The following is a 21169-nucleotide window of genomic DNA, read 5'->3' as shown; positions in this document are numbered from 1 at the left end:
ATTCGTGTCAGTCGGTCTTGCTGCGCAGGCGGTACAGCTCCAGGAATTTGGCAATCCGATGGATCGCTTCGCGCAGGTCGTCCTCGTGAGGCAGGAACACGATGCGGAAGTGGTCCGGCGTGGCCCAGTTGAAGCCCGTGCCCTGCACCAGCATGACCTTGGTTTCTCTCAGCAGTTCGAGAAAGAACTGCCGGTCGTCCTCGATGGGATAGATCTTCGGATCGAGCTTGGGAAACATGTAGAGCGCGGCGCTGGGCTTGACGCAGCTCACGCCGGGAATGGCCGTGATCAGTTCGTAGGCCAGGTCGCGCTGGCGCCGCAGCCGGCCGCCGTCGCCCACCAGATCGTTGATGCTCTGGTAGCCGCCAAGCGCGGTCTGAATGGCCCATTGGCCGGGCACGTTGGCGCAAAGGCGCATGTTCGAGAGCATGTTCAGCCCCTCGATGTAGTCTTGCGCACGCTTCTTGTCGCCCGAAACCACGAGCCAGCCCGCGCGATAGCCGCAGGAGCGGTAGCTCTTGGAAAGCGAATTGAAGGTGAGCGTGAGCACGTCGGTCGAAAGGCTCGCGATGGCGGTGTGCTTGACGTCGTCGTACAGCACCTTGTCGTAGACCTCGTCCGCGAAGATCACCAGGTCGTGCTCGCGCGCAATCGCCACGATGCTCTTGAGCAATTCGTCGGAATACAGCGCGCCGGTCGGGTTGTTGGGGTTGATGACCACGATGCCCTTGGTGCGGGGCGTGATCTTGGTGCGGATGTCCTCCAGGTCGGGCATCCAGCCGTTGGCCTCGTCGCACAGGTAGTGCACCGGCGTGCCGCCCGAAAGACTCGATGCGGCCGTCCAGAGAGGATAGTCGGGCGCCGGCAGCAGCATTTCGTCGCCGTCGTTCAGCAGCGCGTTGGTGGCCATGGCGATCAGTTCGCTTGCGCCGTTGCCCAGGTAGATGTCGTCGAGCGTGACGCCGGCAATGCCCTGCTTCTGCGTTTCGTGCATCACGGCCTTGCGCGCCGCAAAAATGCCCTTGCTGTCCGAATAGCCCGCCGAGGCCGGCAGGTTGCGGATCATGTCCTGCTGCACTTCCTCGGGCGCATCGAAACCGAACACGGCCAGGTTGCCGATGTTGAGCTTGATGATCTTCTGGCCCTCTTCCTCCATCTGCTTCGCGGCGTCCATGATGGGGCCGCGGATGTCGTAGAGCACGTTGGCCAGCTTGGCCGATTTCTTGAACTGCTTCAAAGGGCCCTCCCGGGCGCGGGTTACTCGATGTCGAAAGGCCCTTGGAGGCCTCGTGTCACTGGGGAAAACCTATAATTTGACCACAGTTCCCAGTGCCCCGATGAAGCTCCAGCCCGACAAATCCGACGCCCAGTCCCTCACCGCTCACGGCCCCGGGTGGGTTGCGATCAACAACGAGAAGGTCGAGGGCAGCGTAGTGGTCGGCTCTCGAGGCGAGCGCTTCGCATGGAATTGCACTCGTTTCGAGCAACTCGGGCCCGAGCATTTCGCCCAGTTGGCCTCGCTTGGCGCGGAATTGATCATTTTTGGAAGCGGATCGCGCATCCGCTTTCCGCAGGCCGCCTGGCTGCAGCCGCTCATGGCCAAGCGCACTGGCGTGGAGACCATGGACACCCCCGCCGCCTGCCGTACCTACAACATCCTAGCCGGCGAAGGCCGCCATGTGATTGCCGCCCTGCTGGTCGAACCGCCCCAGGATGGCTGAGGGGGAGCTTTTCGGGGTAAAATACCGGGTTGCGAACAGGCCAGCTGCCCTCAGTTAGCAACGACCAATCCTCCATTCATCGAGTGTGCCCGAAAGAGCTCGATTCAATGGAAACCAACGGAGAAAACAAGTTTCATGGCGATCGTTGTCAACAAACCCATTCCTGAATTCGACGCCAACGCCACGGGCGGCTTGAAAGTTTCGAATACCTCGCACCTCGGCCACGTGCTGGTCATGTATTTTTACCCGAAAGATAACACTCCGGGTTGCACGACCGAAGCCATGCAGTTCCGCGACCGCTACAAGGACTTCGAAAAAGCCGGCGCCACCGTGTTCGGCGTGTCCCGCGACAACATGAAGTCGCACGACGAGTTCAAGGCCAAGCTCGAACTCCCGTTCGAACTCATCGCCGACACCGAAGAAAAAATGTGCCACATGTTCGGCGTGGTCAAGAACAAGATCATGTACGGCAAGAAGGTCAAGGGCATCGAGCGCAGCACCTTCCTCATCGGCGCCGACGGCATCCTGAAGGCCGAATGGCGCGGCCTCAAGGTTCCCGGCCATGTCGACGACGTGCTCAAGGCCGTCAAGGCGCTCAAGAAAGCTGCCTGACAGTTACAAGAAGCGCCTTCTGTGCGCTTTTGCATCGCTTCGTGGGGAATGCCCAACGAACGGTGCAAAGAGCACGAGACGCGTCACGGCCGGTGTGCATAATGGCCTCATGCCGTTGAGCTCCACGACCGCATTCCCCGAACAAAGCCGCCTTGGTCTACAGGCGGCTTTTTCGTTTTCTGGTTTTCAACTCCTGCGAGCGACCTGACACATGCCACTGCCTCCCGCCCCCACGAAACGCGCCGCATTGCTCTCGCCGGATGCGCACGATGCACCCGCCCGCTCCTCGCACAAAGGATCGCGCCGCTCGGGCGAATCGCGCGCCGACTCGGCCTCGACGAGCGGCCCCCAGCCCTTGGAATTGTTCGACCGCAACGCCGCCGAGGCGGTAGGCGGCGGTGCGGAAGCCGCGCCTGCGAGCCGTGGCAGGTCGAAAACCGCCTCTTCCCGCAATCAGGAGCGGAACCAGGAACGCAACGAGGACCGAAATCGGGAGCAGCGGCCCGCTGCCCGCAGCGAGCCCGAAGCACCGCCGGCCGCCTATGTGCCGGCGCCGGCGCAAGTTGCGGTGCCGCAAACCCCAGCCCGCACCAAGCGCGCCAAGTCCAACGGCCCGGCCAAGCTGTTCGTGCTCGACACGAACGTGCTTCTGCACGACCCGATGTGCCTGTTCCGCTTCGAGGAACACGACATCTTCCTGCCGATGATCGTGCTCGAGGAACTGGACGGCCACAAGAAGGGCACCACGGAAGTCGCCCGCAATGGCCGCCAGACCAGCCGCACGCTCGACGCGCTGGCCGCGGCGCAGGACGCCGACATTGCCAAGGGGCTGAAGCTCGACACCACGGGCCACCGGGAGGCCGGCGGCAAGCTGTTCTTCCAGACCGCGCCGCTCGACTATTCGCTGCCGGTCAGCCTGCCCCAGGGCAAGGCGGACAACCAGATCCTGGGCGTGGTCCAGGCATTGCGCGACCAGTACGCCAAGGACCAGCCCGGCCGGCCAAAGCAAGAGGTGGTGCTGGTGTCGAAGGACATCAACATGCGCGTCAAGGCGCGCGCCCTCGGCTTGGCCGCCGACGACTACCAGAACGACAAGACGCTGGAAGACGGCGACCTGCTCTACGCAGGCTCGCTCGCGCTGCCGGCGGACTTCTGGACGCGCCAAAGCAAGACCGTCGAGAGCTGGCAAAGCGGCAGCAGCACCTTCTACCGCATCAGCGGCCCGCTGGTGCCCAACCTGTACATCAACCAGTTCGTGTACTTCGAGGCGCCGGGCGAGCCGAGCATGTACGCCCGGGTCACCGAAATCCGCGACAAGACCGCGGTGTTCAAGACACTGAAGGACTACAGCTCGGGCAAGAACGCGGTGTGGGGCGTGAACACGCGCAACCGCGAGCAGAACTTCGCGATGAACCTGCTGATGGACCCGGAGGTCGACTTCGTCACCCTCACCGGCACCGCCGGTACCGGCAAGACGCTGATGGCGCTGGCCTCGGGCCTGACGCAGGTGCTCGACGACCGCCGCTACACCGAGATCATCATGACCCGCGCCACGGTGAGCGTGGGCGAGGACATCGGCTTCCTGCCCGGCACCGAGGAAGAAAAAATGGGCCCCTGGATGGGCGCGCTCGATGACAACCTCGAGTTTCTGGCGAAGGGTGACGGCGGCGGCGCCGGCGAATGGGGCCGCGCGGCCACCAACGAGCTGATCCGCAGCCGTATCAAGGTCAAGAGCATGAACTTCATGCGCGGCCGCACCTTCCTGAACAAGTACGTGATCATCGACGAAGCGCAGAACCTCACGCCCAAGCAGATGAAGACGCTGATCACCCGGGCCGGCCCGGGCACCAAGATCATCTGCATGGGCAACCTCGCGCAGATCGATACGCCGTACCTCACGGAAGGCTCTTCGGGCCTGACCTTCGCGGTCGACAAGTTCAAGGGCTGGCCGCACGGCGGCCACATCACGCTGGCGCGCGGCGAGCGTTCGCGGCTGGCCGACTTCGCGAGCGACGTGCTCTAAGCCGCCTTCCCGCGACCGCCGATCAATCAAGGCCCGCGCATGCTCCGAGGAGCATCAGCGGGCTTTTTTTCGTTCGTGGTGACAGCCTCCTGACACGACGTTGTCAGGAGCCTGTCCGCACCATCGAGGCTCCTTCAACGCACAAACGAAAGAGAGCACTTCATGCAAAACGCCATCAGCTGGTTCGAGATTCCGGTCGCCGACATCGACCGCGCCCAAGCCTTCTACGAAACCGTTCTTGGCCGCACGCTGCGCCGGCAGGAGTTCGGCGGTGAAACGCTCGCCGTCTTTCCCTACGACAATCCGGCCACGGGCGGTGCCCTGCAGGCCGGCGCGAACGCCAGCGCACGCGCAGGCAGCGGCATTCGCATCTACCTCGACTGCATGCCGAGCATCGATGCGGTGCTTTCCCGCGTCGAGGCGGCCGGCGGCCAGATCGTGGCGCCCAAATCGGCACTGCCCGAGGGCATGGGCTTCATCGCCCATCTGCGCGATACCGAGGGCAACGAAGTCGGCCTTCATGCCCTTGCATGATTGGCGAGCAGCAGCGCTTCGCACCACGGCCTCAACAACATCAAGACATCATTCATGCAGGAGAAGAAACAGATGGAACCGGTCCGCCAGCATCATGGCGAATTTCAGGTCGCAGGGCTCATGGTCCGCACCACCAACAGCGAAGAGAACGACGCGGCCACGGCCCGCATCGGCCCGTTGTGGAATCGCTTCTTCGGGGAAGAGACCTACCGCTCGACGCCCCACCGCACGCAAGACGCCCGCATCTTCGGCGTGTACTCCGGCTACGAGTCCGACGCCCATGGCGCCTTCGACGTGACTGTGGGTGTGGCCGTCTCGGACGGAGCAGCGGCAGTCGGCATCGAAGCCGGCGACTACCTCGTCTTCTCAGGCCAGGGCGAAATGCCGCACATGGTGATCGATACCTGGCAGCGCATCTGGCAGTATTTCGAGGCAAACCCCACAATCACGCGCCGCTACCGCAGCGATTTCGAAGCGTACGACGGGCCTGACAAAGTGGCGATCCACATCGGAGTTTCATGAGCACCAAGAAGAGCTGGCGCGACAGGCTCGCCGGCTACCCTCACCTGCCGAACGTCAAGGAGATTCCTCCACCCCTGCGCAAGCGGCACGGCGAGGGCACCATTGCGACGCCCTCACCCCGCGAGGTCGAAGAAGCGATGCGGGAAGTTCCTGAAGGCCGGCTCGCCACCGTCTTTGGCATTGGCGAGAACATTGCCGTCCGCCACGGTGCCACCATCGGCTGCACGGTGACCACGGCAATCTTTGCGCACATGGTCGCGCATGCGGCCGCAGAAGCCGTGCGAGCGGAGGCCGAGACGCCTTACTGGCGAACGCTCAAGATCGGCGGCGAGCTCAATGCCAAGTACCCCGGCGGCATCGAGGCGCAAATGACAAAGCTCGAGGCTGAAGGCCACACAGTCGTCCAGCGCGGCAAGCGCTATTTCGTCGAAGACTTCGCGAAGAAACTGGTTCGGACACACTGATGCGCCGCGCTGACCGCCTGTTCCAGCTCGTACAAATCATTCGCGGCCGCCGGCTCACCACGGCCGCCTTCCTGGCGCAGCGCCTGGAAGTGTCAGAACGCACCGTGTACCGCGACGTCGCCGACCTTCAGCACCAGGGCGTGCCCATCGAAGGCGAAGCCGGCGTGGGCTACCGGCTGGGCGCGGGCTTCGAACTGCCGCCGCTGATGTTCAGCCAGGAAGAGGCCTCCGCCCTCGTCGCTGCGGCCCGGCTGGCGCAGAGCTGGGTCGACCCGGCGCTGGCGCGCAATATCGAAACGGGGCTGGGCAAGATTCTTTCGGTGCTGCCGGCGGCGGCACGCGTGTCGGCTGAGGCGCTGGCGCTCTACGCGCCCGCGCTGGGCCTGGACGACACCATCCGAGCCAGGCTGCAGATCTTGCGCGAGGCCGTGGAGGCGCATCAAAAGCTGCGCCTAAGCTATCGCGATGTATCGGGCGACGCCAGCGAACGCACCGTGCGTCCGCTCGGCTGCTTCTACTGGGGCAAGGTCTGGACGCTTTCGACCTGGTGCGAATTGCGCAGCGACTTTCGAGGTTTTCGCCTCGACCGCATGGATGCCGTCGATGTGCTCCCAGAGCGGTTTCGCGACGAAGCGGGCAAGACGCTGGCCGACATGATGCGCCAGCTTAAGGCCCGGGCTGCGGCCGAATGCAAAGCTGAGGAAACAGCGGCAGCTACAACAAGTCCGCAGCGTCAGTAGTCGTCGCTGCTGCCGTAGCTGGCCAGATTCTCGAACTTGGTGAGCGGCTTCAGGAAGGCCAGCTTGACGGTGCCCGTGGGCCCGTTCCGGTGCTTGCTGATGATCACCTCGGCCACGCCCGGCTCCTTGCTGTTCTTGTCGTAGTAGTCGTCGCGGTAGATGAACATGATGATGTCCGCGTCCTGCTCGATAGCGCCGGATTCGCGCAAGTCGCTCATCATGGGGCGCTTGTCGGTACGGCTTTCAACGCCGCGGCTCAACTGCGACAGCGCGATCACTGGGCACTTGAGCTCCTTGGCGAGCATCTTCAGGCCGCGGGAGATTTCACCCACTGCCGTCGCGCGGTTCTCGTCGCCGCTCATGCTGGTCGACATGAGCTGCAGGTAGTCGACCACGATCAGGCCGAGGCGCCCGTACTGCCGCGCGAGCCGGCGCGCATTGGCCCTCAGCTCACTGGTAGAGAGGCCCGGCGTCTCGTCGATGTGCAGCGACACGTTGCGCAGCTTCTCGATGGCTTCGGTCAGGCGCGGCCACTCTTCGTCGCTGAGCTTGCCGGTGCGCAGGTGCCCCTGGTCGATGCGCCCGATCGAGCCGACGATACGCACCGCCAGCTGCGAGGCACCCATTTCCATCGAGAAGACCGCCACCGGCAGCCCTTCGTTCAATGCCACGTGCTCGGCAATGTTGATGGCCAGCGAGGTCTTGCCCATGGAGGGACGCGCGGCCAGCACGATCATGTCGCCCGGCTGCAGGCCCGAAGTCATCTTGTCGAACTCGTAGAAGCCGGTGCGCACGCCGGTGATGTCGTTCGGGTTCTCGGCCATTTCGGTCACGCGGTCGAGCAGTTCGACCACCAGGGCATCCATGCTCTGGAAGCCCTGCTTCATCCGCGTGCCTTCTTCGCCGATGTTGAAGATCTTCTGCTCGGCCTCGTCCAGGATCTTGTCGACCGACTTGCCCTGCGTGTTGAAGGCGTTGGTCGCGATCTCGTCGCTCGCGGACACCAGCTTGCGCAGGATGGAGCGCTCGCGCACGATCTCGGCGTAGCGGCGAATGTTGCTGGCGCTCGGCACATACTGCGCGAGCGAGTTCAGGTAGACCAGCCCGCCGATTTCCTCGGCCTTGCCCAGGCCCTGCAACTGCTCGTAGACCGTAATGACGTCGGCCGGCTTGCTGGCATTGATCAGCCCGCCGATGGCCGCGTAAATGAGCTTGTGTTCGTGGCGGTAGAAGTCGCCGTCGACCAGCAGGTCGCCCATGCGGTCCCATGCGCCATTGTCGAGCAGCAGGCCGCCGAGCACGCTCGACTCGGCCTCGATCGAGTGAGGCGGAATGCGGAGTTTGGCGACCTGGCGATCGGCCGACGGGTCATTGTCGGCATAGGAGAAAACGGCGGACATGGACTTCCCTTGCAACCCTGCATGCTAAGCCGCGCACGGCGTTGCGCGTGTGGACAAGGTTGTGAATAAACGGTGATCTTCCGGTGCAACGGAGTGGAAAACTCTGAGGCACAAAAACAAAAGCCGCCCGGAGGCGGCTTTTGCGGCAGCGCACAAGGCGCCGCAATAACGATCAGGCGGTTTCGCCGTAGACCGTCACGGTGATGTCGACCACCACGTCAGTGTGCAGCGCAACGCTCACGGTGCTGTCGCCGACGACCTTGATCGGGCCGTTGGGCAGGCGCACTTGCGACTTGGCAACCTTGTAGCCTTGCTTGCCGAGCTCTTCGGCGATGTCGCCGTTGGTGACCGAGCCGAACAGACGGCCATCGACGCCAGCCTTTTGGGTCAGCTTGATGGTCGTGCCGCCGAGCTTTTCGCCCTGGGCTTGCGATTCAGCCAGCTTGGCGGCCGCAGCCTTTTCGAGTTCGGCGCGCTTGGCTTCGAATTCGGCCTTGTTGGCAGCGGTGGCGCGGCGGGCGCGGCCCGACGGAATCAGGAAGTTGCGTGCGTAGCCGTCCTTGACCTTGACGATATCGCCCAGGCCACCGACGTTGACAACCTTGTCCAGAAGAATAATTTGCATGGTGCTTGCTCCTTAGACGCGGTGCTGGTCGCTGTACGGCACCATCGCGAGGAAGCGTGCGCGCTTGATCGCGGTGTTGAGCTGGCGCTGGTAGATCGCGCGCGTGCCGGTCAGGCGTGCGGGAATGATCTTGCCGTTTTCGCTGATGAAGTCACGCAGCGTGTCGATGTCCTTGTAGTCGATTTCCTCGACGCCAGCGACGGTGAAGCGGCAGAAGCGCTTGCGCTTGAACAGCAGCGACTGGGTGTTGCGCTTCGGGCGCTTGTCTTTGTTGAATTTCTTGAACGTGGCCATTTGGGGACCTCTTGTCGAAAATTAATTTTGCTGAAAATCCTGAATGTGCAGGACCGGATGCTTGCCGTTGCCCGGTGTCGCGAGAAATCCCTGAAAACACCAGAGACTACCCATCGACTGCGTTGCGAGCCGTTCGGCGATGGCGCCGAACGCAACGGCCTTGAGGGCCGTTTTCACCTGCCTGGCTTTTCCTGCCTCCTGAAGCGTCGACTCGTGTTCGAGCTTCAGGTCGATGGCGGGAAGGCCGGCGGGCGTGTATCGCAAGGTTCCGAGTTCGGCAACGGAGGCTGTCAGCAGGAGCTGATTGACCCCGGTTGCCGCAGCAGCGGCAGCGGTCACGCCGCTATCAGCTGTTGTTGGCGGCGTACTCGGCCTGCTGGGCCTTGCGGGCTTCTTCGCGCTCGACCGTCTTCATCATCGACGAAGGACCGGTTTCGGCCTTCTTCTTCTGGACGGTGAGGTGGCGCAGCACGGCGTCGTTGAACTTGAACGCGTGTTCGAGTTCGCCCATCACGGCTTGTTCGGCTTCAATGTTGACGCACAGGTAGTGCGCCTTGTTGAGCTTATTGATCTGGTAAGCCAGCTGACGGCGACCCCAGTCTTCAACGCGGTGGACTTTGCCGCCGCCGGCCGTGATCAGGCCCTTGTAGCGCTCCAGCATGGCCGGAACTTGTTCGCTCTGATCCGGGTGGATCAGCAAAATGATTTCGTAGTGACGCATGGCACTCCTTGTGGATTCTTCCGTGGAAGAGGAAAAGCCACCTGCAGCGTCGGGCGCAGTGTGGCAAGGCAAAGCCGGCTATTGTAGCACTATAGGCACGGCGTTGGTCCAGCGCTCAGTCGTTCAAGGCCTTATCGAGGGCGGCCGCCTTCTCGGCGCCCACCGCAGCGCGAATCTTGGGCGCCAGCGCCACCAGGTCTTCATAGCTCGTGGTGCCTTCGACCTGCAGGTTGAGCCGGAAGCCCATCAGCCCGAGCGCTCCGGTCAGTTGGGTAGCAATGGGATAGGCGTCCTTGTAGCGCTGCTGCCTGCTGCGCCCCCCAGCAGCAGCGGGCGCGGGTTCGACCTGCTTCGGCTTTGCCGGCTCGGGTGCCCTGCTTCCGGCGGAAGGCTGCGGCGTGGCGGTTGCCGCCGCCTTGCTTGCGGCCACGGATTCGGGCGGCTTGGGCGCCGCGGTCGCCTTGCTTCCGGCGGCTGGCTGGAGCAGCCCCAACTCGACCATCTGGTCGATCTCTTCGCGCGCAATGCCGTTTCCCGCAGCCAGCACCTCATCGACCGAGCGCTTGCCGTCGAACAGGATGAACGCCGTGCGCTGGCGCGGCGAAAGCGGCACAGAACGGTCCTTGAAAACCTGCTGCCCGGCTTCTGTCTTGACAAGAATCATGATGTTTCTTTCGCGATGTACCGCCGGTTTGCGCAACTGGCAATTTCGCCATGCGCAACCCTCAAGCGACTGCCGCCCTCGTGAGCGTCACAAGTCTGGCATAAAGAACACATTTTGATTCATTTATGCGCTGCGGCAGCGGGAATTTCCCCAATGGGGATTCCCGCTGCCTTTCATCCGGCGGCTGCAACTCCGCCTTTTGGTCCGTCAGCGCTTGGCGAGCTGCTGCCAGGTGTCGATGACGCTGTCCGGGTTCAGGGAGATCGATTCGATGCCCTGCTCCGCCAGCCAAAGCGCGAAATCCGGGTGGTCGCTGGGGCCTTGGCCGCAGATACCCACGTATTTGCCTTCGGCCTTGCAGGCCTTGATGACGCGGCTCAGCAGGGCCTTGACGGCCAGATCGCGCTCGTCGAAGTCGGCGGCCAGCAGTTCGAGTCCCGAATCGCGGTCCAGGCCGAGCGTGAGCTGGGTCAGGTCGTTCGATCCGATCGAGAAGCCGTCGAAGAACTTCAGGAACTCCTCGGGCAGAACGGCATTGCTCGGCACTTCGCACATCATGATCAGCTTGAGCTCGTTCTCGCCGCGCTTCAGGCCATGCTCACCGAGCAGCGTGGTCACGCGCTCGGCCTGGCCCAGCGTTCGCACGAAGGGCACCATGATCTGCACGTTCGTCAGCCCCATGTCGTTGCGAACGCGCTTGAGCGCCTCGCATTCCATGGCAAAGGCTTCGCCGAAGTCCTTGCTCAGGTAGCGGGCGGCGCCGCGGAAGCCGAGCATCGGGTTTTCTTCTTCCGGCTCGTAGCGGCTGCCGCCGATCAGCTTGCGGTACTCGTTCGACTTGAAGTCCGACAGGCGCACGATGACCTGCTTGGGCCAGAAGGCCGCGGCGATGGTTGCAATGCCTTCAGCCACCTTGTCGACGTAGAAGGCGCGCGGCGACGCGTGCCCCCGGGCCACCGACTCGACGGCCTTTTTCAGGTCGTTGTCGACGTTCGGATAGTCGAGGATGGCCTTCGGGTGCACGCCGATGTTGTTGTTGATGATGAACTCGAGCCGCGCCAGGCCCACGCCATGGTTGGGCAGCTGCGCGAAGTCGAAGGCCAGCTGCGGGTTGCCGACGTTCATCATGATCTTGATGTCGATTTCGGGCATCACGCCGCGCTGCACTTCGGTCACTTCGGTTTCGAGCAGGCCGTCGTAGATGAAGCCGGTGTCGCCCTCGGCGCAGCTCACGGTCACCAGCGTGCCTTCCTTCAGCAGGTCGGTGGCGTCGCCGCAACCCACCACGGCCGGAATGCCGAGTTCGCGCGCAATGATGGCCGCGTGGCAGGTGCGCCCGCCGCGGTTGGTGACGATCGCGGCGGCGCGCTTCATCACCGGCTCCCAGTTCGGGTCGGTCATGTCGGTAACCAGCACGTCGCCGGCCTGCACCTTGTCCATCTCGCTGATGTTGTGCACGAGCCGCACGGGGCCGGTGCCGATCTTCTGGCCGATGGCACGCCCCTCGGCCAGTACTGCCCCCTTGCCCAGCAGCTTGTAGCGCTGCTCGGCCTTGCCCTGCTGCTGGCTCTTCACGGTTTCAGGCCGCGCCTGCAGGATGTACAACTGGCCGTCGGTGCCGTCCTTGCCCCATTCGATGTCCATCGGGCGGCCGTAGTGTTCTTCGATGACCAGTGCGTACTTGGCGAGCTGCTCGACGTCCGCGTCGCTCAGCGAATAGCGGTTGCGCTGCTCGGCTTTGACGTCGGTGGTCTTCACCAGCTTGCCGGTGGCCTTTTTCTCTTCGGGCGTCGCAAACTCCATCTGGATCAGCTTGGAGCCGAGGTTACGGCGGATCACGGCCTTCTTGCCAGCGCGCAGCGTCGGCTTGTGCACGTAGAACTCGTCGGGGTTCACGGCGCCCTGGACCACCGTCTCGCCCAGGCCGTAGCTGGAGGTGATGAACACCACGTCTTCGAAGCCCGACTCGGTGTCGATGGTGAACATCACGCCGGCGGCGCCGAGGTCGGAGCGGACCATGCGCTGCACGCCGGCCGAGAGCGCGACCACGTCGTGCGCAAAGCCCTTGTGAACGCGGTAGCTGATCGCGCGGTCGTTGTAGAGGGAAGCAAAAACCTCCTTCATCTTGTGCAGCACGTCTTCGATGCCGACCACGTTGAGGAAGGTCTCCTGCTGGCCGGCGAACGAGGCGTCCGGCAGGTCTTCAGCGGTAGCCGAGGAACGCACCGCGAATGACGCGGCCGGATTGCCTGCGCTCAGCTTCGCAAAGGCGTCGGCAATGGCTTTCTGCAGATCGGCCGGGAAAGGCTGGGCCTCGACCATGGCGCGGATTTCAGCACCCGCCGCGGCCAGCGCCCGCACGTCGTCGGTGTCCAGGGCTGCAAGGCGCTTGCTGATCTTGTCGGCCAGTCCGTCGTGGGCCAGGAACTGACGGAACGCGTGCGCCGTGGTTGCAAAGCCCGTGGGCACCCGCACGCCCTGCGGCAGTTGCGAGATCATTTCGCCGAGGCTGGCGTTCTTGCCGCCGACCGACTCGACGTCGGTCATCCTCAGGTTTTCAAACGGTACGACCAAGGCGGTCGCGTCGAAAAGTGCAGACATGGGAAAGCTCCAGAAGTTGAAACCGGTGCTGCATGCAGGCGGCGCGGCACGATCGTTGTCGTTGCTTTGGGTGCTGGCGCGGCGTGCATGGAAAGAATTGGGTCAGGGGAAAGCGGATTCCCGATAATGGCCCGGATTGTAGGCGTGGCGAGATTGCACGCGCCGCAGGACAAGGCCGCAAGAGCTACACCATGCATACACGCACTGTTTTCTTCATTTCAGACGGCACCGGCATCACCGCTGAAACTTTCGGTAACGCCGTGCTCGCGCAGTTCGAGATGAAACCGCGCCACGTCCGACTGCCTTTCACCGACACGGTCGACAAGGCGCACCAGGCGGTACGGCAGATCAACCACACGGCCGAACTGGAGGGCGTGCGCCCCATCGTCTTCACCACGCTGGCCAACATGGAAGTGCTGGAAGTGATCGAGACCGGCTGCAAGGGCATGCTGCTCGATATGTTCGGCACCTTCGTGCGGCCCCTGGAAATCGAACTGGCCGTGAAGTCGAACCATCGCATCGGCCGCTTCAGCGACGTGAGCAAGAGCAAGGAATACGACGCCCGCATCGCGGCCATCGACTTCAGCCTGGCGCACGACGACGGCCAGAGCAACCGCGACCTGGAAGGCGCGGACGTGATCCTGGTGGGCGTGAGCCGCAGCGGCAAGACGCCGACCTCTCTTTATCTGGCGATGCAGCACGGCCTGAAAGCCGCCAACTACCCGCTGATTCCGGAAGATTTCGAGCGCCGCCAGCTGCCGCCGGCCTTGATGCCGCATCGCAAGAAGATCTTCGGGCTGACCATCCAGCCCGAGCGGCTGAGCCAGATCCGCAACGAGCGCCGGCCGGATTCGCGCTACGCCAGCCTCGAGAACTGCCGCAACGAGGTGAGCGAAGCCGAAGCCATGATGCGCCGGGCCGGCATCCGGTGGCTTTCGACGACCACCAAGTCGATCGAGGAAATTGCCACCACCATCCTGCAGGAGCTGAAGCCCGAGCGCCTGACTTACTGAGGCGGCCGAGAAGCCGGCCGCCGCAGCCGTCTTTTAAGCCGCCGCTTGCTCTACAGGGGCCGACGTGCGGATCAAATGGTCGAACGCACCCAGCGCCGCCTTCGCGCCATCGCCTGCCGCGATGATGATCTGCTTGAACGGCACGGTCGTCACGTCGCCTGCCGCAAACACGCCCGGTACCGAGGTCTGCCCCCTGGCGTCGACCACGATCTCGCCGTGCTTCGTCAGCTCGACCACGCCCTTGAGCCAATCGGTGTTTGGCACCAGGCCGATCTGGATGAACACGCCTTCGAGTTCGACCTTCTTCAGCTCGCCCGTCGCGCGGTCCTTGTAGACTAGGCCGTTGACCTTCTGGTCGCCGGTGATCTCGGTCGTCTGCGCGTTGGTGAACACGTCGACGTTCTTCAGGCTCTTGAGCTTGCGCTGCAGCACGGCGTCGGCACGCAGGGCCGTGTCGAACTCGATCAGCGTGACGTGGCCCACGATGCCGGCCAGGTCGATGGCCGCCTCGACGCCCGAGTTACCGCCGCCGATGACCGCGACGCGCTTGCCCTTGAACAGCGGGCCGTCGCAGTGCGGGCAGTAAGCCACACCCTTATTCTTGAACTCGTGCTCGCCGGGCACGTTGATGTTGCGCCAGCGCGCACCGGTCGAAATGATGATCGACTTGCTCTTGAGCGAAGCGCCGCTCTCGAGTTGCACCTCGATGAGGTCCTTGCCCGGAACCAGCGCCTTGGCGCGCTGCAGGTTCATGATGTCGACGTCGTAGTCGCGCACGTGCTCTTCGAGTGCATGGGCGAACTTCGGTCCTTCGGTTTCCTTGACCGAAATGAAGTTCTCGATGCCCAGCGTATCGAGCACCTGGCCGCCGAAACGCTCCGACGCCACGCCGGTGCGGATGCCTTTGCGCGCCGCATACACGGCAGCCGCGGCGCCGGCAGGGCCACCCCCGACGATCAGCACGTCGAACGGGTCCTTGGCGGCGATCTTCTTCGCCTCGCGCTCGACGCCACTGGTGTCGATCTTCGCGAGGATCTCTTCCAGGCTCATGCGGCCCTGGCCGAACTCGGTGCCGTTCAGGAACACGGTCGGCACGGCCATCACCTGGCGTTCCTTGACCTCTTCCTGGAAGGTGCCGCCCTCGATCATCGTGGTGCGGATGCGCGGGTTCTGGATGGCCATCAGGTTCAGCGCCTGGACCACGTCGGGGCAGTTGTGGCAGGTGAGCGAAACGTAGATCTCGAACTCGAAGTCGCCATCTAGCGCGCGGATCTGTTCGAGCACGGCTTCCTCGACCTTCGGGGGATAGCCGCCGATCTGCAGCAGCGCAAGGATCAGCGACGTGAATTCATGGCCCATCGGCAGGCCGGCAAAACGCGGGCCGTGGTTCTCGCTTGGGCGGTTGACCGAGAAAGAGGGCTTGCGGTGGCTGTCGTCGCGGCTTTCGGTCAGCTTGACCAGCGGCGAGGCTTCCGCAACGTCCTTCAGCAGCGACAGCATTTCGCCCGAGGCCTTGCTGTCGTCGAGCGAGGCGACGATCTCGATCGGCTGCGTGGCGCGTTCGAGGTAACTCTTCAATTGGGCTTTGGTGCTGGCGTCGAGCATGAGGGACTCTCTTTCGATAACTTAAAACTATCAACTTGGGGCAAAAAAGCCCGGGAACTCGTGAGCGCCCGGGCTTTCGCGCGGGACGCTTAGATCTTGCCGACGAGGTCGAACGACGGAGCGATGGTCTTGTCGCCTTCATTCCACTTGGCCGGGCACACTTCGTTCGGGTGGGCGGCGGTGTAGACCGCCGCCTTCAGCTTGCGCAGGGTTTCCTTGACGTCGCGAGCGATTTCGTTGGAGTGCACTTCGGCGGTCTTGATGATGCCTTCGGGGTTGATCACGAAGGTGCCGCGCAGTGCCAGGCCTTCTTCGGGGATGTGCACGCCGAAAGCGTTGGTCAGCGCGTGGGTCGGGTCGCCCACCAGCGGGAACTTGGCCTTGCCCACGGCGGGCGACGTGTCGTGCCACACCTTGTGCGAGAAGTGCGTGTCGGTGGTCACGATGTAGACCTCGGCGCCCAGCTTCTGGAACTCGGGGTAGTTGTCGGCCGCGTCTTCGACTTCGGTCGGGCAGTTGAAGGTGAAGGCCGCCGGCATGAAGATCAGCACGGACCATTTGCCCTTGAGCGTCTCGTCGGACACATCGATGAACTTGCCGTTGAGGTAGGCCTGGGTCTTGAAGGGTTGGACTTGGGTGTTGATCAGGGACATGTTGATTCCTTGGATGCTGCGGGTGGACAAAATAAGTGCGAGCCATGAGTATAGCTACCAAATTGCTTTAGTTAATAGTAATGAGCTATCGCTTGTATCGGTGAGAGCTATGAAAAACAAAGGGGCCGTCGGCCTCGCCTCCTCGTCGAATACGAACGTGTATCACCATCAAACGCATGCAGACCAGTGCAGCATGGGATTGCTTGCAAGAGCTCGCTCGCCCCTCTCACAATCCCTACTTTCAGAACAAGGAAAACAATCATGAAGGGCGACCCCAAGGTCATCGAACATCTGCAGGCGCAGCTCAAGAACGAGCTCACCGCAATCAACCAGTACTTCCTTCACTACCGCATGCTCAAGCATTGGGGTTTGGACAAACTGGCCAAGAAGGAATACGAGGAATCCATCGGCGAAATGAAGCACGCCGACAAGTTGATGGACCGTATCTTCATGCTGGACGGCCTGCCCAACCTGCAGGACCTCGGCAAGCTGAACATCGGCGAAGACGTGCCCGAACTGCTGGGCTGCGACCTGGGCGCCGAAACCGGGGCGCAAGCCACCATCAAGGACGGCATCGCGTACTGCGAAACCGCTCGCGACTACGTTTCACGCGACCTGCTGCAGGAAATCCTGGACGACACGGAAGAGCACATCGACTTTCTCGAAACCCAGATCGACCTGATCGACAAGGTCGGGCTCCAGAACTACCTGCAGTCGCAAATGGGCGAGATCGGCTGAATTCCGTAGGGGCCGCTCGGCCCTTTACGGCGTGCGGGCGCCGCCGTCAGGGGACGTCGCCCGGCTCTTCGGGATGCTTGCGCCCGCTGAGCATGGCGGCGACCAGGTTTTCCCGGTGCCGCCAGCTCGTGAAGGCAACACCGGCCAGATGCAGCGCGATCAGCGCCACCAGTGTCCAGGCCAATGTGCGGTGGAGCCATTCCACCCACGCCAATCCCCAGAACATATCCAGCGAATACATCCATCCCGTAACGCCGACAGCCGTTACGGCGGCAAGCAAGGCGACAACCATCCAGCCGCCGAGCGGGTTGTGGCCCAGGTAGCGCTTCTCGCGCCGTGCGAGCACTTCGGCCGCATAGCGCAGCACCTGCGACGGAGGCCGCACAAACTGCTTGAATTTTGCATAGCGGCCTCCGAGCCATCCGCCGATGCAGCGGCCCGCAACCAGGGCCAGCGCCGCGTAGCCGGCCAGTTCATGCTGCCGCAGCAACGCCTCGCCGGTGAACCACGCCACGGCAATGGCGGCGACCAGCGCCCAATGCGTTGCGCGCAGCCAGAGCGCCCAGACCCGCGCCGACGGACGCGCTGGCACTGCACGCACCTTGCGCATCCTCAGGATGGCTGCTTCACCTGACCGACCTTCTCGAAGGTCTTGGGGTCGAAGAATGCTTCGGTGCGCTGGCCCTTTTCGTCGAAGCCGTAGACCTCGTAGCAGCCGTTGAAGTTCTTGATCTGGCGAACCTTCCAACCTTCGCCGGTCAACTTGCGCTGCAGCTCCATCTGCGGGCGCATTTCGTCCTTGGGCACGGCGGCGCATTTGACGGCGTCGTGGTCGACGAACTGAGCCGATGCGGACGTCGACCACAGCATTGCGGCCGCAGCGGCAACGGTGAAAAGAAGTGACTTGTTCATCATGAATGCGTTTCCTGATAGGCAGGCGCCACGCCCGCGGCTCAGATGTCGAGCCACATGCGCAGCAGGTTGTGGTACGTGCTCGTGAGGCCGATCACGCCGGAGTCGGTCTCGCCATATTTGGTGCGAAGGTGGCGCAGATGGTTGTCCATTTCGAACAGCAGGCGGCGCTGCTCGTCGCTGCGCACCATGCTCTGAATCCAGAAATAGCTCGCCAGCCGATACCCCCGCGTGACGGGCAGGACCCGGTGAACGCTGGTGCCCGGATAGAGCACCATGTCGCCGGCGGCAAGCTTGACGCGCTGGGTGCCGAAGGTGTCCTCGATGACCAGTTCGCCGCCGTCGTATTCGCTCGGTTCGGCCAGGAACAGGGTGCACGAGATGTCCGTGCGCACCCGTCCCGAGCCATCGCGAAGAAAACGGACCGCGCTGTCCACATGATTGCCGAAGCTGTTGGACTCACCGCCGTAGCGATTGAAGAGCGGCGGCGAAATCTGCTTCGGCAGCGCGGCCGAAAAGAAAACCTGGTGCCGCTCGAGGCCCCGCAGCAGCAGTTGCTGAATGGCACGGGTTTCTTCGCAGTCTTCCCGCAACTGCTCGTTGTTCTTCGCCTTGGCGGACTGCTCGCCCGCCGTCAGGCGGCCGTCCTCCCATGGAGCTTGGCCCAGAATTTCCCTGGCTTGACGAACCTCGTCGAGCGAGAGCACTTCGCGAATGTGCAAGAGCATGTGGCAGGTAGAACGGCTTTGGCTATTCTAGGAACTCGAGAGACTTTTAGAAGCGCGCCCCAACTGTGAAGAGCACCGTGCGCTTCGCACCGGCAATCGCAAAGCCCGGGTAGAGCTGATCGCCGTAGAGCTTGTTCGTCACGTTGTTGACGTTGATCTGCGCATACAGGTCGGGGGTGAACTTGTACTCGAGCATCATGTCGCCGACCACGTAGCCGGGGGTGCTGTTCGCCAGGCTGGCGGCACCGCTGGCGCCTTGCAGAGGCCGGTTCTCGGACGCGCCGCGCACGCCCCCCGCAATGCGCAGCTTGGGCGTGGCCTGATAGCTGATCCATGCCGCGCCGCTGTGCTTCGGCGTCAGGCCGACGCGCGAGCCCACGGTGCCGGGCGTTGCAGTGCTGCCCACCTGGTCGATGGTTGCCCTGGGAATGAAAGAGTACGAGAAATACACTTCCCACTGCGACGTGAGGCGGCCCACTACGTCGAGTTCAAGGCCCTGGGAGTGGCGCTTGCCCGACAGCAGATAGGAACTGCCTGCAAAGTCCGAATCGGTGGTGCGCTCGTTGGTCTTTTCTGTGCGGAAGATGGCCGCGCGCGTCGAGAGCTTGCCATCGAGCCAATCGAGCTTGGCGCCCAGTTCGATGTTGCGGCTCTTCTCGGGCGGCGTGCCCGCGGTCTGGGGCGACACATACTGATAGGTGTCGGCCGACGAATTGAACGAAGTGCTGTACGACAGGTGGTACGACTGCGTCGTCGAAGGCTGGTACAGCACGCCGGCGCGGTAGCTCCATGCGCCTTGCGACAGATGGGTGCTGGTGACCGTCGGGAACGGGCTGCCGCCGGAATAGCGCTCACGACGATCGCTGCAATCCGCCGTTTGCGTGTAGCCGCGCGGTGCCGGAGTGGGCCTCACGCAGGCGGGGTTCGAGTAGGTGTACTGATCGAAATCCCCGCTCAAGCGGTCGTAGCGCAGGCCGCCGAGAACCTTCCAGTCGGGGGCCACCTGGACCAGGTCCTGCAGATAGACACCGATGGACTTCGCGGAATAGGCGCTCGAGTCGCGGTACACCGGCTCCACGAACGTGCCGCTCAGGCCCGCACCGTCGTTCGGCGTGCCGACGAAGGTGTTGGCTCGCGAGCCCAGCGCGCGTCCGCGGAAGCTGTTGTTGAAGAAGGCGTCGTTCTGGTAGCGGCTCGCCTCTTCCTTCGAGGCGTCGACGCCGGCCAGCAACTGGTGCTTCATGCCGCCCCAGTTCAGCTCCTTGCTGTAGTCGCTCTGCAGGTAGGTGCCCTTGTACTCATCCTTGCGCGGGGTCAGGCCGCTACGCGTGAGCATCGTGTATTCGCTGAAGTTGGCCAGCGTCGTGGGCGCACCGAACGTGGTGCTGGCCCCGGCAGCGGTCGACCACTGGTTGCGGTCGAAGGTGCCCGAGCGCACCTGGGTGCGCAATTCACCGCCATCGTCGAAGCGATGGAGCCACGAAGCCGTACCGTACGTGGCCTTGCCAAGGAGCTTGTCGGCCGTGGTGCCGTAGAAGCTGCCGGGCTTGACGGGCGCGAGGGTTCCCAGGCTGCCGACAGTCGGCACGCCGCTCGCGTTGTAGCCGGTAATGCCCTGCCGGCCGGTCGCCACCCAGCGAACTGCCGACAGCGGAACGTTGTCCACGTTCAGGTGGAACAGCCCCACAGTGAACTCGTTGGCCGTGCCGACGCCCCAGCTGTACGAAGGCGCAATGCCGTACTTGTCGATCTTGGCGCCGCCGTTGTCGGCCTTGTTCCACATCGCGTTGATTCGCAATGCCGAGGTTTCGCCCGTGCGAACGTTGAAGTCCGCCGTGGTGCGGTAGTAGCCTCGCGAGCCGACCGTGGCTTCAACATCGGTCTGGTCGGCCAGCAAAGGCTTCTTCGACACTTGGTTGATCACGCCGCCCGTGGATCCGCGTCCGAAAATCATCGACGCGGAACCGCGCAGCACCTCGATGCGCTCGAGATTGAAGGTGTCGCGGTCATATTGCGAAGGGTCGCGCATGCCGTCGATCAGCAGGTCGCCCACGGTTGCGACGGGAAAACCACGCAGCCGGATGTCCTGGTCTGTCCCGTTTTCGGTTGCAGCGAAGGTAATGCCCGCCGAGTAGTGCAAGGCATCCTTGAGTGTGTCGAGCTTGACGTCGTCGATCAGCTTCTCGGTGATGACGTTGATCGACTGCGGAATGTCGCGAATCTCTTGCGTTCCCTTGCCGATGTTGGTTTTCTTGGTCTGGACCTGGTCCTTGCCCTGCGTCTCGGCCTGTTCGGTCACCGTGATGGTGCCAAGTGTTCCGCCCTGCACTGTTGCCGGCGGTGTCTGAGCCCAACTGCTGACCGAGGCGGCCAGCATCAAGGCTCCGAAAGGAAGCATTGCCGCTTCTCGCGGCATACCGCCTGTCGCGGCGCCCGCCGCAATGACTGAAGAAGACACGGAGCGCGACGTGCGAGCGCGCTGACGGGCGGCATTGGCCAAGATAACCTCCAGAAAGCCAGAAAACGGCTAGTTTTTTGAATGGCTGGCTGGGTCCGACGACACGCGGTCGAAGTGCTTGGCTTGCCGAAATTTGGCTGG

23 protein-coding genes are annotated in these 21169 nt (G+C 63.2%); 9 read left to right on the top strand and 14 right to left on the bottom strand.

Features of this window, described 5'->3' with window-relative positions; genetic code table 11:
- Positions 1 to 7 precede the first annotated feature (7 nt).
- Entirely contained in the window at positions 8 to 1237 is a 1230-nt protein-coding gene (locus GOQ09_RS09280) for a pyridoxal phosphate-dependent aminotransferase (RefSeq protein ID WP_157613161.1), read from the bottom strand.
- 100 nt (positions 1238 to 1337) lie between these two features.
- Here GOQ09_RS09280 and GOQ09_RS09275 point away from each other — a divergent pair, with 100 nt between their 5' ends.
- From GOQ09_RS09275 to GOQ09_RS09245, 7 genes are all read left to right on the top strand, one after another.
- Positions 1338 to 1721: an Mth938-like domain-containing protein gene (locus GOQ09_RS09275; protein ID WP_157613160.1), complete on the top strand. Its 384-nt coding sequence runs from the start codon at positions 1338 to 1340 to the stop codon at positions 1719 to 1721.
- A gap of 135 nt (positions 1722 to 1856) precedes the next feature.
- On the top strand, positions 1857 to 2333 hold the full coding sequence (locus GOQ09_RS09270; RefSeq protein ID WP_007830801.1) for a peroxiredoxin: 477 nt from the start codon (positions 1857 to 1859) through the stop codon (positions 2331 to 2333).
- A 211-nt stretch (positions 2334 to 2544) separates the two neighbouring features.
- On the top strand, positions 2545 to 4356 hold the full coding sequence (locus tag GOQ09_RS09265; RefSeq protein WP_157613159.1) for a PhoH family protein: 1812 nt from the start codon (positions 2545 to 2547) through the stop codon (positions 4354 to 4356).
- Between the two features lie 162 nt (positions 4357 to 4518).
- Positions 4519 to 4890 (top strand): VOC family protein, encoded by a 372-nt coding sequence (locus tag GOQ09_RS09260; protein ID WP_157613158.1) that lies wholly within the window; start codon positions 4519 to 4521, stop codon positions 4888 to 4890.
- 72 nt (positions 4891 to 4962) lie between these two features.
- Positions 4963 to 5412, top strand: a complete 450-nt coding sequence (locus GOQ09_RS09255; protein ID WP_242631046.1) for a GyrI-like domain-containing protein — start codon at positions 4963 to 4965, stop codon at positions 5410 to 5412.
- Positions 5409 to 5876 (top strand): MGMT family protein, encoded by a 468-nt coding sequence (locus GOQ09_RS09250; protein ID WP_157613156.1) that lies wholly within the window; start codon positions 5409 to 5411, stop codon positions 5874 to 5876. Before GOQ09_RS09255 ends, GOQ09_RS09250 begins: the two co-directional genes overlap by 4 nt.
- Positions 5876 to 6616: a helix-turn-helix transcriptional regulator gene (locus GOQ09_RS09245; protein WP_126748864.1), complete on the top strand. Its 741-nt coding sequence runs from the start codon at positions 5876 to 5878 to the stop codon at positions 6614 to 6616. The genes GOQ09_RS09250 and GOQ09_RS09245 overlap by 1 nt, the downstream gene beginning before the upstream one ends.
- Here GOQ09_RS09245 and dnaB read toward each other — a convergent pair.
- The 7 genes from dnaB to ppsA all read right to left on the bottom strand — a co-directional run bounded on the left by dnaB (position 6610) and on the right by ppsA (position 12921).
- The gene (gene dnaB / locus GOQ09_RS09240; protein ID WP_157613155.1) at positions 6610 to 8016 is read right to left on the bottom strand and encodes a replicative DNA helicase; all 1407 of its coding nucleotides are present in this window, start codon (positions 8014 to 8016) and stop codon (positions 6610 to 6612) included. The two genes, GOQ09_RS09245 and dnaB, sit on opposite strands and share 7 nt — an antisense overlap.
- Before the next feature lie 172 nt (positions 8017 to 8188).
- Complete coding sequence (rplI, locus tag GOQ09_RS09235; RefSeq protein WP_126748862.1) at positions 8189 to 8641, bottom strand: 50S ribosomal protein L9; 453 nt, start codon at positions 8639 to 8641, stop codon at positions 8189 to 8191.
- A 12-nt stretch (positions 8642 to 8653) separates the two neighbouring features.
- On the bottom strand, positions 8654 to 8935 hold the full coding sequence (gene rpsR / locus GOQ09_RS09230; protein ID WP_007830781.1) for a 30S ribosomal protein S18: 282 nt from the start codon (positions 8933 to 8935) through the stop codon (positions 8654 to 8656).
- A 21-nt stretch (positions 8936 to 8956) separates the two neighbouring features.
- Positions 8957 to 9274 (bottom strand): primosomal replication protein N, encoded by a 318-nt coding sequence (gene priB, locus GOQ09_RS09225; RefSeq protein WP_242631045.1) that lies wholly within the window; start codon positions 9272 to 9274, stop codon positions 8957 to 8959.
- A gap of 7 nt (positions 9275 to 9281) precedes the next feature.
- The gene (gene rpsF, locus GOQ09_RS09220; RefSeq protein WP_126748861.1) at positions 9282 to 9656 is read right to left on the bottom strand and encodes a 30S ribosomal protein S6; all 375 of its coding nucleotides are present in this window, start codon (positions 9654 to 9656) and stop codon (positions 9282 to 9284) included.
- Positions 9657 to 9771: 115 nt separating this feature from the next.
- Complete coding sequence (locus GOQ09_RS09215) at positions 9772 to 10320, bottom strand: hypothetical protein (protein ID WP_157613154.1); 549 nt, start codon at positions 10318 to 10320, stop codon at positions 9772 to 9774.
- A 207-nt stretch (positions 10321 to 10527) separates the two neighbouring features.
- Positions 10528 to 12921, bottom strand: coding sequence for a phosphoenolpyruvate synthase (ppsA, locus tag GOQ09_RS09210; protein WP_157613153.1), 2394 nt, complete (start codon positions 12919 to 12921; stop codon positions 10528 to 10530).
- Between the two features lie 191 nt (positions 12922 to 13112).
- Here ppsA and ppsR point away from each other — a divergent pair, with 191 nt between their 5' ends.
- Positions 13113 to 13934, top strand: a complete 822-nt coding sequence (gene ppsR / locus GOQ09_RS09205; RefSeq protein ID WP_021006527.1) for a posphoenolpyruvate synthetase regulatory kinase/phosphorylase PpsR — start codon at positions 13113 to 13115, stop codon at positions 13932 to 13934.
- Between the two features lie 33 nt (positions 13935 to 13967).
- On the opposite strand, the gene ahpF is transcribed toward ppsR, so the two are convergent.
- Together ahpF and ahpC are read right to left on the bottom strand one after the other, a co-directional pair.
- Positions 13968 to 15539 carry an alkyl hydroperoxide reductase subunit F gene (ahpF, locus tag GOQ09_RS09200; protein WP_157613152.1) on the bottom strand — a complete coding sequence of 524 codons (1572 nt, stop codon included), beginning with the start codon at positions 15537 to 15539 and terminating at the stop codon, positions 13968 to 13970.
- Positions 15540 to 15628: 89 nt separating this feature from the next.
- Entirely contained in the window at positions 15629 to 16192 is a 564-nt protein-coding gene (gene ahpC, locus GOQ09_RS09195) for an alkyl hydroperoxide reductase subunit C (RefSeq protein ID WP_157613151.1), read from the bottom strand.
- A 261-nt stretch (positions 16193 to 16453) separates the two neighbouring features.
- On the opposite strand from ahpC, the gene bfr reads away from it, so the two are divergent.
- A complete protein-coding gene (gene bfr, locus GOQ09_RS09190; RefSeq protein ID WP_157613150.1) occupies positions 16454 to 16930 on the top strand; it encodes a bacterioferritin in 477 nt (158 codons plus the stop codon).
- Positions 16931 to 16976: 46 nt separating this feature from the next.
- On the opposite strand, the gene GOQ09_RS09185 is transcribed toward bfr, so the two are convergent.
- Genes GOQ09_RS09185 through GOQ09_RS09170 form a run of 4 tightly spaced genes read right to left on the bottom strand, consistent with a single transcriptional unit; the run spans position 16977 to position 20968 of the window.
- Positions 16977 to 17531, bottom strand: a complete 555-nt coding sequence (locus GOQ09_RS09185; protein WP_157613149.1) for a cytochrome b/b6 domain-containing protein — start codon at positions 17529 to 17531, stop codon at positions 16977 to 16979.
- Between the two features lie 11 nt (positions 17532 to 17542).
- The gene (locus tag GOQ09_RS09180) at positions 17543 to 17845 is read right to left on the bottom strand and encodes a PepSY domain-containing protein (protein ID WP_242631044.1); all 303 of its coding nucleotides are present in this window, start codon (positions 17843 to 17845) and stop codon (positions 17543 to 17545) included.
- A 38-nt stretch (positions 17846 to 17883) separates the two neighbouring features.
- On the bottom strand, positions 17884 to 18570 hold the full coding sequence (locus GOQ09_RS09175; RefSeq protein ID WP_157613148.1) for a Fe2+-dependent dioxygenase: 687 nt from the start codon (positions 18568 to 18570) through the stop codon (positions 17884 to 17886).
- Positions 18571 to 18616: 46 nt separating this feature from the next.
- The gene (locus GOQ09_RS09170) at positions 18617 to 20968 is read right to left on the bottom strand and encodes a TonB-dependent receptor (protein ID WP_242631043.1); all 2352 of its coding nucleotides are present in this window, start codon (positions 20966 to 20968) and stop codon (positions 18617 to 18619) included.
- Positions 20969 to 21169 lie beyond the last annotated feature (201 nt).

It is taken from the genome of Variovorax paradoxus (assembly GCF_009755665.1).
Taxonomy (GTDB): Bacteria; Pseudomonadota; Gammaproteobacteria; order Burkholderiales; family Burkholderiaceae_C; genus Variovorax; species Variovorax paradoxus_G.
This window is presented reverse-complemented; position numbering and strand designations above follow the sequence as displayed.

Coding starts and splice junctions, on each gene's coding strand:
- GOQ09_RS09275 (WP_157613160.1), top strand. CDS start 1,338: ATGAAGCTCCAGCCCGACAAATCCGACGCCCAGTCCCTCACCGCTCAC.
- GOQ09_RS09270 (WP_007830801.1), top strand. CDS start 1,857: ATGGCGATCGTTGTCAACAAACCCATTCCTGAATTCGACGCCAACGCC.
- GOQ09_RS09265 (WP_157613159.1), top strand. CDS start 2,545: ATGCCACTGCCTCCCGCCCCCACGAAACGCGCCGCATTGCTCTCGCCG.
- GOQ09_RS09260 (WP_157613158.1), top strand. CDS start 4,519: ATGCAAAACGCCATCAGCTGGTTCGAGATTCCGGTCGCCGACATCGAC.
- GOQ09_RS09255 (WP_242631046.1), top strand. CDS start 4,963: ATGGAACCGGTCCGCCAGCATCATGGCGAATTTCAGGTCGCAGGGCTC.
- GOQ09_RS09250 (WP_157613156.1), top strand. CDS start 5,409: ATGAGCACCAAGAAGAGCTGGCGCGACAGGCTCGCCGGCTACCCTCAC.
- GOQ09_RS09245 (WP_126748864.1), top strand. CDS start 5,876: ATGCGCCGCGCTGACCGCCTGTTCCAGCTCGTACAAATCATTCGCGGC.
- dnaB (WP_157613155.1), bottom strand. CDS start 8,016: ATGTCCGCCGTTTTCTCCTATGCCGACAATGACCCGTCGGCCGATCGC.
- rplI (WP_126748862.1), bottom strand. CDS start 8,641: ATGCAAATTATTCTTCTGGACAAGGTTGTCAACGTCGGTGGCCTGGGC.
- rpsR (WP_007830781.1), bottom strand. CDS start 8,935: ATGGCCACGTTCAAGAAATTCAACAAAGACAAGCGCCCGAAGCGCAAC.
- rpsF (WP_126748861.1), bottom strand. CDS start 9,656: ATGCGTCACTACGAAATCATTTTGCTGATCCACCCGGATCAGAGCGAA.
- GOQ09_RS09215 (WP_157613154.1), bottom strand. CDS start 10,320: ATGATTCTTGTCAAGACAGAAGCCGGGCAGCAGGTTTTCAAGGACCGT.
- ppsA (WP_157613153.1), bottom strand. CDS start 12,921: ATGTCTGCACTTTTCGACGCGACCGCCTTGGTCGTACCGTTTGAAAAC.
- ppsR (WP_021006527.1), top strand. CDS start 13,113: ATGCATACACGCACTGTTTTCTTCATTTCAGACGGCACCGGCATCACC.
- ahpF (WP_157613152.1), bottom strand. CDS start 15,539: ATGCTCGACGCCAGCACCAAAGCCCAATTGAAGAGTTACCTCGAACGC.
- ahpC (WP_157613151.1), bottom strand. CDS start 16,192: ATGTCCCTGATCAACACCCAAGTCCAACCCTTCAAGACCCAGGCCTAC.
- bfr (WP_157613150.1), top strand. CDS start 16,454: ATGAAGGGCGACCCCAAGGTCATCGAACATCTGCAGGCGCAGCTCAAG.
- GOQ09_RS09180 (WP_242631044.1), bottom strand. CDS start 17,845: ATGATGAACAAGTCACTTCTTTTCACCGTTGCCGCTGCGGCCGCAATG.
- GOQ09_RS09175 (WP_157613148.1), bottom strand. CDS start 18,570: ATGCTCTTGCACATTCGCGAAGTGCTCTCGCTCGACGAGGTTCGTCAA.
- GOQ09_RS09170 (WP_242631043.1), bottom strand. CDS start 20,968: ATGCTTCCTTTCGGAGCCTTGATGCTGGCCGCCTCGGTCAGCAGTTGG.